Raw genomic sequence first — 9999 nt, 5'->3', positions numbered from 1 at the left:
GTTTTAATAAGTATTTAATCAAATAAAACTGATTATTATTTCCTTATATTTAATGAGATTTATTCTTGTTAAAGAATAAATATAAATTATTTATTTTCAATGGCTTATTTATTTTTAATTTATTTTTGTTTTATTGGTTTTTAATAGGCATAATATGCTCCAGTTAATTAATCATCAGGAGATTGGGCTAATGTTGAAACAAGAAATGATCACGAAATTAAATGAGCAATTAAATCTGGAATTTTATTCTGCTAATTTATATCTGCAAATGAGTGCATGGTGTAGCGATAAAGGGTACGAAGGAGCGGCAGCATTTCTGAGAGCCCATTCACAGGAAGAAATGCAGCATATGCAACGCTTATTTGATTATCTGGGTGATACGGGAGCAATGCCTGTACTGGGTGCGATTCAGGCTCCACCTGTTGAATTCAGTTCCATTTCTGATGTATTCAATCAAACCTATGAGCATGAAAAGTTGATTACTGAAGAGATTAATAAATTGGCTCACTTGGCGATGACAACTCAGGATTATTCTACTTTTAACTTCTTACAGTGGTATGTTTCTGAGCAGCATGAAGAAGAGAAATTATTCAAATCTATTCTGGATAAACTGGGTATGGTAGGTGAAAGTGGTAAATCTTTATTCTTACTGGATAAGGACTTGAAAGGATTATCTGTTCCTGCACATGCAGCCCACGCCTGAGAAGAGTTTATAATAAATTAGTCTGTAGCTGATGAATTTTTAGACCGTGACTTCTGTTTTTTGACTATGTCAAGCAGGGTTCACGGTTTTTTCGTTTTATTTTCCACTATTGTTTTTGCGTGGTGCTTCACAGGTCCGGTCTTTTACCACAGATTAAACTTATCTTTTGATATAGAATCCTCTCAATTATAAAATTCGTCTTTATATTAAAGGGTTATATATTTATGACTATTTTTAGCATTCGTTCATTCTGGACTAAGTTATCTGCCTTGGTTGTTTTGTTTGTTGGTATATCCTGCCAACAGGCTTTAGCACATGCCCATTTAAAAGATCAAACTCCGGCTGAAAATACAACGGTTGAAGCTGCACCACAAGCTATAACCCTGAGTTTTTCAGAACGCATTGAACTCGGATTCAGCAAAGTAAAATTAATTGGTCCGGAAAAACAAGAAATTAAAACAGGAAAACTGGAGCTTGATCCGGAAACTAAAACCAAGTTGATTCTGCCGGTTGAAGCCAAACTGTCTGCTGGAGAATATCGCGTTGACTGGAGTGTGTTGTCAGTCGATGGTCATAAAACAAAAGGTGTCTATAACTTTACAGTAAGATAATGATTTCACTCGAGGCATTATACGTACTCTGCCGTTTTTTCCACTTTGTGGTTGTAATGCTAATGTTCGGGCTTAGTCTGTTCATTACTTTACTTGCATCAGGCCACTTTTCAGTATTGATTAGAAAACGGCTGAAGTCTGCTTTAGGGATTAGTACTGCTCTGGCTTTTATTACTTCAATCGTCTGGTTTATTGTACAGGCCGGGCTGATGGGAGATGGCTGGCACGATGCTTACCAACCTGAAATATGGCAGGCCGTATTAGGGACCGCTTTTGGCAAGGTATGGCAGTGGCAATTGTTGGTTGCAACACTTGCTGTGGTGGGGATACTTTTTTTACGTACTAATGCCGGTAGTTCACAAGTAAAGCACTTTTTATTATTAGGCTGCTCTGTTGTTTTGCTTTCAAGCCATGCCTTCATTGGGCATGCCACTATGTATGAAGGGGAACTTGGTCAACTGCTTCAACTAAATCAGGTTGTCCACTTACTCAGTGCAGGCTATTGGTTTGGTGGATTATGGCCGTTTTTGCTGTGCTTGCAATTTTTACGTCTGAAAGGTAGTGCCGGCTTGAATCCAACTCCTGATAAGGTGGGGAGTGGTGGCATACAGAATCGTCTTTATGATGAAAGTGTTGCTGCGATGAGACGATTTTCTAATTATGGGCATTTGGCCGTTTTTTTGGTGATAGCCACAGGCGTTGCAAGTAGCGTCATTTTAATTCCGGGCTGGCCGGTTTTTGATGTCCCGATCTCCGAATACCAATCAATGTTATGGCTAAAAATAATATTGGTCACAATTATGGTTATCTTAGCCTTAATCAATCGTTATATCCTAGTACCTAAATTAAAGCAAAAAGGGCGCTATGAATTGCTAATGATCAACAGTTGGCTGGAAATCATTCTGGGAACAGCTGCCTTGCTATGTGTTGCTATTTTTGCAACAGAACCTCCTGTGTGATCCTTATTTACATGAGGCATATTCCATTTTGGTCGGCTTAGCCATTTTTCAACTGTATTTCGTATGAAACGTATAAGCGCAGAGTTTCTGCGCTGCCATTTCCCTGCGAGTATGGTGTAGTGCAGTTAAGTGTATTGGTTATGGTAATGAGTGTAGTCTTTAGCTATATAAACAGGGAAAAGGACGTTAGAATTCGGGGTGTGTATTTATCTGGGGAATAACAATGAAACGAGTATTTTGTGTTTTATCTTTTTTGTTTTTTACTTTTCAGGGGATAGCCGCTCCAATACAAACTGTAAGTAAATTACAGTTCGGTAAGCAATGGGCTTTCACCCGTGAAGAGGTTATGCTTGATTGCCGTTCAGGAGGTGCATTGTTCGTGATCAACCCCAGTACGCTTATGCAATATCCACTTAATGAACGAGCAGAAGAACTTGTGCAAGCCAATCAGGTGATTGCAACACCGCTTAGTACAATACTTCTGGATGATCCTGAACATAATAATCAAAAAATGAGCATTGAACCATTTCAGAAGGCAGCTATGTCTTTATGTGATTATAAATTAGGTGACAAAAAAGATAAGTGATTTTTATTGTTAATATGAATGAAATGTCAATTAATGTGCTAATGAATTAATCAAAATTGGTAAATTATCATGTGTCAACTACTCTTTAAGAGGTAAGTTGTTCTACGTCTCAATGGCATTTTAGCGCACGGCTCTCTAACAGAGCCATTTTCCCTAGGCCGAGTAGAGGAATGAGCTCGGCCTTTTTTTATTATGCTTACCATAATTAGTGAATAATTTTACTCTTTTTTCACAGGATCATATTTTTCCTAATTTGTATAATTTGTTCAGTAGACATTGAATGGCAATAATGTAGTGACAAATAAACGCAAAAAAATTGCAATAAACAACCATTCGTCGGTAAAGAGGATATTGGAAAATAATTTGAGCAGGAACACGGTTTGGACTGCAAATCAGGTGGTTTTATAATATAAGCTGTGATAACTAACTGAATTTTAAAAGTGAATACTGGTAAAATTCCCGAAAGAAAATTCTAATTCTGTGCTTCAGGCTTTAAGCTGGGGCAGCGAATACAAGGGGTAGTAGAAAATTTATCGGAGTGACTGATATCTTTAATAAGAATCCCTGTTCGTTAATTTATTGTTGTTCATTTGTTGTGCTTGACTACTTTGTATAGGTGTATATGGATAAGTATAAACTCTATGAGAATTTATCAGATAGCTTGATGGCATTATTATCAGGCGAGTATAACCTGATCGCGTCTCTTGCAAATACAAGTTCATTGTTATATGAACATTTGGATAATGTTAATTGGGTTGGCTTTTACTTGGTAGATGGTGATACCCTAGTTTTAGGGCCATTTCAGGGCAAAATTGCTTGTGTTCGTATTCCTATAGGGAAAGGGGTATGCGGAACCGCTGCAGAAAAGAATAGTATTCAGCGGATTTCTGATGTACATGCTTTTCCCGGTCATATAGCCTGTGATGCTAATAGTAATGCTGAAATTGTCCTTCCTTTGGAAATTAATGGGCAAGTTATTGGCGTTCTCGATATCGATAGCACGGTTTTTGACCGGTTCGATGAATACGATGAACATGGCTTGAAAGCCCTTGTTAGCAGGCTTTGTGAGCATTTGGGGCAATGTGTTGTGCCAAAATATCTGCAACAGAATGTAACTTAACTTATGTATGACGTGGCATTTATCGGCAACACCATTATAATGTCGCCTGTTCATGCCTGCGCTGGTTGGCAAAACCGTTGTAATCAGGAAATTTCATGGAAAATCAACCTAAGTTGAACAGTAGTAAAGAAGTCATTGCTTTTTTGGCTGATCGTTTCCCGTTATGTTTCGCCGCAGAAGGTGAAGCACGTCCTTTGAAAATCGGGATCTTTCAGGATATCGTTGAACGTATTCAGGGCGAAGAGTGTTTAAGTAAAACACAACTCCGTTCTGCTCTGCGCTTGTATACTTCCAGTTGGCGTTACCTTTATGGTGTAAAAGAAGGTGCTCAACGTGTTGACCTTGACGGTAATGCATGTGGTGAGCTGGAAGCTGAACATATTGAACATGCGCGCCAGCAGTTAGCGGAAGCTAAAGCTCGTGTACAGGCTCAACGGGCTGAGCAACGTGCCAAAAAACGTGAAACAGAAAACGTATCTGACAAGAAAAGCGAACGTCCTGTGAATAAAAAGGCTGCGCCTCGTCGCCGTCCGGAAGCAGGTAAAAAGGATGAAAAACGTCCAGCTCGTTCGCAAGAGCGTCCGCAGCAATCGCGTAAACCAGCAGATAAAACTAGCAAAAAAATTGCACAACCTGAGTTAACCTCAGTTACAGATGTATCCTCTTTGAAAGTCGGGCAGACGATCAAAGTGAATGTAGGGAAAAGCCTAATGGATGCTTCTGTGCTGGAAATTGCGAAAGATGGTGTAAGAGTGCAGTTACCTACTGGTCTGGCAATGATTGTACGCGCAGAACACTTAAAGTTCTGATACGGAGGCCAACTTGGGCATGAACAAACTCATTACTTTGGCTTTCGTTTTAGGGCTATCATTTTTTGGTACAGTGTATGCAGATACTGTCAATGATGGTGCTGCTCGTAGTAATACTTCTGTACCTGTTGCCGGAACAACAGTTGGGAATAATCAGCTTACTGTTACTATAAATCAGTTACCCGATCTAAAACCGGAACCACAACATGCGACAGTAAGTAAACGGGTTGTTTCCCGTTTTCTCAGTTCTCACTACCGCCATTTCAATCTTGATGCCGATTTCTCAGGCAAGATTTTTGATCGTTACTTAAATATGCTCGATTACGGGCATAATATTTTTTTGGCATCAGATATCGCACAGTTTGCCACACAAAAAGGGCTTTTGGGTAAAGAGATTGAGAATGGTGATTTACACCTTCCGTATGCGTTATTTAACTTACAGCAAAAACGTCGTTTTGAACGCTATCAATATGCTCTTTCCAGGTTAGAGCAGCCTATCCGCTTAGATGGAAATGATAAGCTAGAGACTGAACGTGATAAAGCACCGTGGCCTACAAGTGTTGAAGAATTAAATAATCTTTGGGATGCAAAGATTAAGTCAGACTGGATAAATCTTAAACTGTCAGGGAAAAATGACAAAGAGATTAAGGAAACGCTGACAAAACGCTATAGGACTTTGCTGAAACATTTGACTCAGAGTAAAAGTGAAGATGTTTTCCAAATAATAATGATGGCTTTTGCTCGAGAAATAGATCCTCATACCAGCTACCTTTCACCTCGTAATACAGAGCAGTTTAATTCCGAGATGAGCCTTTCCCTTGAAGGGATCGGTGCTGTTTTACAATATGATGATGAATATGTAACCATCCGCTCACTTGTAGCAGGGGGCCCGGCAGCCAAAAGTAATTTGCTCAAAGTCGGAGATAAAATTATTGGGGTAGGGCAGGCGGGTAAACCGATTGTAGATGTTGTTGGCTGGCGCTTGGAAGATGTTGTTGCTCTGATCAAGGGACCAAAAGGCAGTAAAGTCCGCCTTGAAATTATCCCAAGTGCAAAAGGGGCAAAAAATCATATTATTACGTTAACTCGTGAAAATATTCGCCTTGAAGACAACGCTGTTAAAATGTCAGTTAAAACTGTTGGTAAAGAAAAAGTTGGGGTTCTTGATATTCCCAGTTTTTATGTTGGCTTGACTAATGATGTAAAAGTACAACTGCAAAAACTAACGAAGCAAAATGTTTCGGCCATTGTTATTGATTTGCGTGGTAATGGAGGTGGTGCGCTGACAGAAGCTGTTTCACTTTCTGGTTTATTCATCACAACTGGTCCTGTTGTACAAATCCGAGATAATACAGGGCGGATTAAAGAAGATTCAGATACTGATGAAGCGATATATTATAAAGGTCCTTTGGTTGTTTTAGTTGATAATTTAAGTGCTTCTGCATCTGAAATTTTTGCGGCTGCTATGCAGGATTACGGTCGTGGGTTAATTGTTGGTGAGCCGACTTTTGGCAAAGGGACAGTTCAACAATATCGTTCTCTGAATCGCATCTATGATCAAATGCTCAGTCCTGACTGGCCGGCAATTGGTTCAGTGCAATATACCATTCAGAAGTTTTATCGGATAAATGGTGGTAGTACTCAGCTTAAAGGTGTGACACCTGATATTATTATGCCAACAGGGGCAGAGCCTACTGATATAGGTGAAAGTAAGGAAGATAATGCTTTACCTTGGGATAGTATTCAGCCAGCAATTTATTCTTCTTCAAAGAATATTTCAGAGTTAGTGCCATCATTAACTAAACTGCATCGCCAGCGTATCGCTAATGATCCTGAATTTAAATATATTGACCAGGATATCGCCTATTATAAGGTACTAAAAGCTCGCAATGGTGTTTATTCATTAAACTATGCAGAGCGAGAGAAAGAAAATAAAGAGTATGAAGCGATTAAACTAAATCGTATCAATGAGCGCTTCAAACGAGAAGGCAAAAAACCACTTGTGTCACTTGATGACTTAGCAAAAGATTATAAAGGGCCAGACCCTTACTTAGACGAGTCAGTACAAATTGCTCTGGATTTAGCTCACCAGCCAGTTGAAATAACTCAGAATAAATAGTAGTGGTTTTGGATATCACAATGCATAAAAAGCCGACTTTATAGTCGGTTTTTTTACTTTTGTATTATTAGCTGGATCTTATAGCTAAATCAGCATAACTTGACGCAGTTTAAATACATCATAAGCAGTGATACCTTGTCATTTTAATTCAGATGCTATGTCATATTATGTTGGTTCTGCTATATGTAAAATTGTAAAGTTACGTTGATTCTATCGCTTAACACCTTAAAGAAATTGAATAATATGGTCTTAGTCCCCATCTTATGATTTACTTTTAGTTGAACTGTTTGATTATTGAAGGAAGCAAATTTATATGATGAGAATTGCCCTGTTCCTACTCACCAACCTTGCCGTTATGGTTGTGTTTGGGATAATACTTTCACTTACGGGAGTACAGAGAAGTAGTGTTGCCGGCCTTATGATTATGGCTGGTTTATTTGGTTTTGGTGGTGCATTTATTTCTTTGTTAATGTCAAAATGGATGGCATTACGTTCTGTTGGTGGGCAGGTTATTGAAAAACCGTCTAACGAAATGGAATTCTGGCTGATGGAAACTGTTCGCCGTCAGTCCGATCAAGTCGGTATCACTATGCCACAAGTTGCTATCTATGATGCACCGGATATTAATGCATTCGCTACAGGAGCACGCCGTAATGCATCTTTAGTGGCTGTTAGTACAGGCTTGCTGAATAATATGAGCCGTGATGAAGCTGAAGCTGTTATTGCTCATGAGGTTAGCCACATCGCTAATGGTGACATGGTAACAATGACGTTGTTACAAGGAATTGTAAATACATTCGTTATTTTCATTTCACGTATCATTGCACAAGCAGCTGCAAGTTTCTTGTCCAGCAGTGACGATGAGAGCGAAAGCAGTAGTAATGGCAACCCTATTGTTTATATGATCCTTTCCATGGTTTTGGAAATTGTCTTTGGTATTCTGGCAAGTATTATTACCATGTGGTTCTCTCGTTATCGTGAATTTCACGCAGATGCGGGGTCAGCAAAACTTGTCGGGCGTGAGAAAATGATTGCTGCATTACAGCGCCTCAAAACAAGCTATGAGCCTCAGGAAGAAGGCAGCATGATGGCATTTTGTATCAATGGTAAATCGAAGAGTTTTAGTGAGTTATTCTTATCTCACCCACCATTGGATAAACGTATTGAAGCGTTGCGTAGCGGCGAATATATTAAGTAATACTGCTTGGCTTGCATCTATTTAAAAGATGAGAATCTAAACAGTTAAATGAAAAAAGCCGGGATTTATGATAAATCCCGGCTTTTTTACCATTAGATTATTTAATCCTGGTCAAATAGCTTTTTATCAGTTTTACCCATTAACTGACTGGTAATTGTACCGGCAGTCATGGCTCCGTTAACATTTAGAGCAGTACGCCCCATGTCAATCAGTGGTTCAACAGAGATTAATAAAGCGACCAAAGTGACAGGCAATCCCATTGCTGGCAGAACAATAAGTGCAGCAAACGTAGCACCACCACCAACACCAGCCACACCGGCAGAACTGATAGTCACAATCCCCACCAGAGTTGCAATCCATAGAGGGTCAAAAGGATCAATACCAACTGTTGGAGCGATCATAGCCGCTAACATAGCAGGATAAATTCCTGCACAACCGTTTTGGCCGATAGTCGCACCGAATGAGGCGGAAAAGCTGGCTATAGACTCAGGAACACCAATACGACGTGTTTGCGTTTCTACATTTAACGGAATACTTGCAGCACTTGAGCGGCTGGTAAAAGCAAATGTCAGAGTAGGGCCTGCCTTTTTCAAGAATTTTAGTGGGTTGATGCCTGTTATAGCTAAAAGAATACCGTGTACAACAAACATTAGACCTATAGCAATGTAAGAAGCAACAACAAAGTTACCTAATTGGGCAATATCATGAATATTAGAACTGGCAACTACTTTGGTCATTAATGCCATTACTCCATATGGGGTAAGGCGCATAACCAGCCTGACTAGTTTCATTGCCCATGCTTGCATAGTATCAATTGCGATAAGAGCACGTTCACCGCGTTCATGGTCATCTTTCAGCATTTGCAGAGCTGCAATTCCCAAAAATGTTGCAAAAATGACGACGCTGATAATTGAGGTCGGATTTGCTCCGGTAAGATCTGCAAATGGATTTTTAGGAATAAAAGAGAGGATTAGTTGCGGTACACTCAGGTCTGAAACCCGATTAATATAGTTTGTCTCAATTGCTGACAGACGAGCAGTCTCTTGTGTCCCCTGAACTAATCCAGCAGCGGTCAATCCAAACATATTGGCGATAACAACACTAATTAAAGCAGAAATCGCTGTGGTAAACAGTAAAGTACCAATAGTCAGCAAGCTGATCTTACCTAAGGAAGATGCTTTATGCAGACGTGCAACTGCACTGAGTATAGAAGCAAAGACTAATGGCATAATGACCATTTGTAATAATTGCACATAACCATTGCCAACGATGTTGAACCATTTAATTGATTCTTTCACGATCGGGTTATGTGCACCATAAATAACATTTAATGCTAATCCAAAAAAGACACCAACAACTAAGGCAATAAGAACTTTTTTGGATAGACTCCATTGATCTGAACTCGTTTTTGCTAATATAACGAGTAGTGCTGTAAAAACCAGCACATTGATAATGAGTGGTAAATTCATCCCTAGTCTCCAATATTCTGACTAATATTCTTGTATGGTATGTATTCACTTCGAGTTATAGCAAAAAGTTTTACCATTATTTTATTAAAGAATTATGGTATCAATATAAGTATTAGCTTTCTTATAATTTTAGAGAATATAATATAATTATTTGTCACTAGATAGCACTATTAGTTATATGTATTTATGGGATTTGTTTTGCTTTCGTTCAATGTTAGCCAACATGTGAATGTGGCCGCCTCAGAGAATATGAAGTCATTTGAGTTATCTGATTAATATATAAGTTTATTTATCAACAATCGTAAGCTGTAACTCAGAAGTTAGATACCAGATGGTGAAATTAATAAATAAAATTAAAGAAATAATATTTATGTTTTTGATTGGCCCTATTATCAAAATAGGACCATTTTTTGATTAAAAATAAA

The 9999-nt window shown here is 38.8% G+C and carries 9 protein-coding genes; 8 read left to right on the top strand and 1 reads right to left on the bottom strand.

What is annotated here, in order from left to right:
* Positions 1-190 precede the first annotated feature (190 nt).
* The 8 genes from ftnA (at position 191) to htpX (ending at position 8105) form a co-directional block, all read left to right on the top strand.
* Positions 191-703 (top strand): non-heme ferritin, encoded by a 513-nt coding sequence (gene ftnA, locus AACX68_RS03355; RefSeq protein ID WP_099108206.1) that lies wholly within the window; start codon positions 191-193, stop codon positions 701-703.
* A 224-nt stretch (positions 704-927) separates the two neighbouring features.
* Entirely contained in the window at positions 928-1314 is a 387-nt protein-coding gene (copC, locus tag AACX68_RS03350) for a copper homeostasis periplasmic binding protein CopC (RefSeq protein ID WP_228860585.1), read from the top strand.
* Positions 1314-2273 carry a copper homeostasis membrane protein CopD gene (copD, locus tag AACX68_RS03345; RefSeq protein ID WP_228860584.1) on the top strand — a complete coding sequence of 320 codons (960 nt, stop codon included), beginning with the start codon at positions 1314-1316 and terminating at the stop codon, positions 2271-2273. The genes copC and copD overlap by 1 nt, the downstream gene beginning before the upstream one ends.
* 223 nt (positions 2274-2496) lie before the next feature.
* A complete protein-coding gene (locus AACX68_RS03340) occupies positions 2497-2859 on the top strand; it encodes a YebY family protein (RefSeq protein ID WP_228860583.1) in 363 nt (120 codons plus the stop codon).
* 622 nt (positions 2860-3481) lie between these two features.
* Entirely contained in the window at positions 3482-3979 is a 498-nt protein-coding gene (locus tag AACX68_RS03335) for a GAF domain-containing protein (RefSeq protein WP_228860582.1), read from the top strand.
* A gap of 95 nt (positions 3980-4074) precedes the next feature.
* Positions 4075-4788, top strand: a complete 714-nt coding sequence (proQ, locus tag AACX68_RS03330) for an RNA chaperone ProQ (protein ID WP_228860581.1) — start codon at positions 4075-4077, stop codon at positions 4786-4788.
* A 19-nt stretch (positions 4789-4807) separates the two neighbouring features.
* Positions 4808-6907, top strand: a complete 2100-nt coding sequence (prc, locus tag AACX68_RS03325; protein ID WP_228860580.1) for a carboxy terminal-processing peptidase — start codon at positions 4808-4810, stop codon at positions 6905-6907.
* A gap of 313 nt (positions 6908-7220) precedes the next feature.
* On the top strand, positions 7221-8105 hold the full coding sequence (gene htpX, locus AACX68_RS03320) for a protease HtpX (protein WP_099108199.1): 885 nt from the start codon (positions 7221-7223) through the stop codon (positions 8103-8105).
* Positions 8106-8206: 101 nt separating this feature from the next.
* Here the strand turns inward: htpX and AACX68_RS03315 are convergent, their stop codons facing one another.
* Complete coding sequence (locus tag AACX68_RS03315; protein WP_228860579.1) at positions 8207-9574, bottom strand: L-cystine transporter; 1368 nt, start codon at positions 9572-9574, stop codon at positions 8207-8209.
* Positions 9575-9999 lie beyond the last annotated feature (425 nt).

It is taken from the genome of Xenorhabdus sp. PB61.4 (assembly GCF_963894935.1).
GTDB classification, from domain to species: Bacteria; Pseudomonadota; Gammaproteobacteria; order Enterobacterales; family Enterobacteriaceae; genus Xenorhabdus; species Xenorhabdus stockiae.
This window is presented reverse-complemented; position numbering and strand designations above follow the sequence as displayed.

What these genes read in the sequence shown, in the direction of transcription:
- AACX68_RS03340 (WP_228860583.1), top strand. Translation starts at nt 2,497, where the DNA reads ATGAAACGAGTATTTTGTGTTTTATCTTTTTTGTTTTTTACTTTTCAG.
- proQ (WP_228860581.1), top strand. Translation starts at nt 4,075, where the DNA reads ATGGAAAATCAACCTAAGTTGAACAGTAGTAAAGAAGTCATTGCTTTT.
- prc (WP_228860580.1), top strand. Translation starts at nt 4,808, where the DNA reads ATGAACAAACTCATTACTTTGGCTTTCGTTTTAGGGCTATCATTTTTT.
- copC (WP_228860585.1), top strand. Translation starts at nt 928, where the DNA reads ATGACTATTTTTAGCATTCGTTCATTCTGGACTAAGTTATCTGCCTTG.
- AACX68_RS03335 (WP_228860582.1), top strand. Translation starts at nt 3,482, where the DNA reads ATGGATAAGTATAAACTCTATGAGAATTTATCAGATAGCTTGATGGCA.
- AACX68_RS03315 (WP_228860579.1), bottom strand. Translation starts at nt 9,574, where the DNA reads ATGAATTTACCACTCATTATCAATGTGCTGGTTTTTACAGCACTACTC.
- htpX (WP_099108199.1), top strand. Translation starts at nt 7,221, where the DNA reads ATGATGAGAATTGCCCTGTTCCTACTCACCAACCTTGCCGTTATGGTT.
- copD (WP_228860584.1), top strand. Translation starts at nt 1,314, where the DNA reads ATGATTTCACTCGAGGCATTATACGTACTCTGCCGTTTTTTCCACTTT.
- ftnA (WP_099108206.1), top strand. Translation starts at nt 191, where the DNA reads ATGTTGAAACAAGAAATGATCACGAAATTAAATGAGCAATTAAATCTG.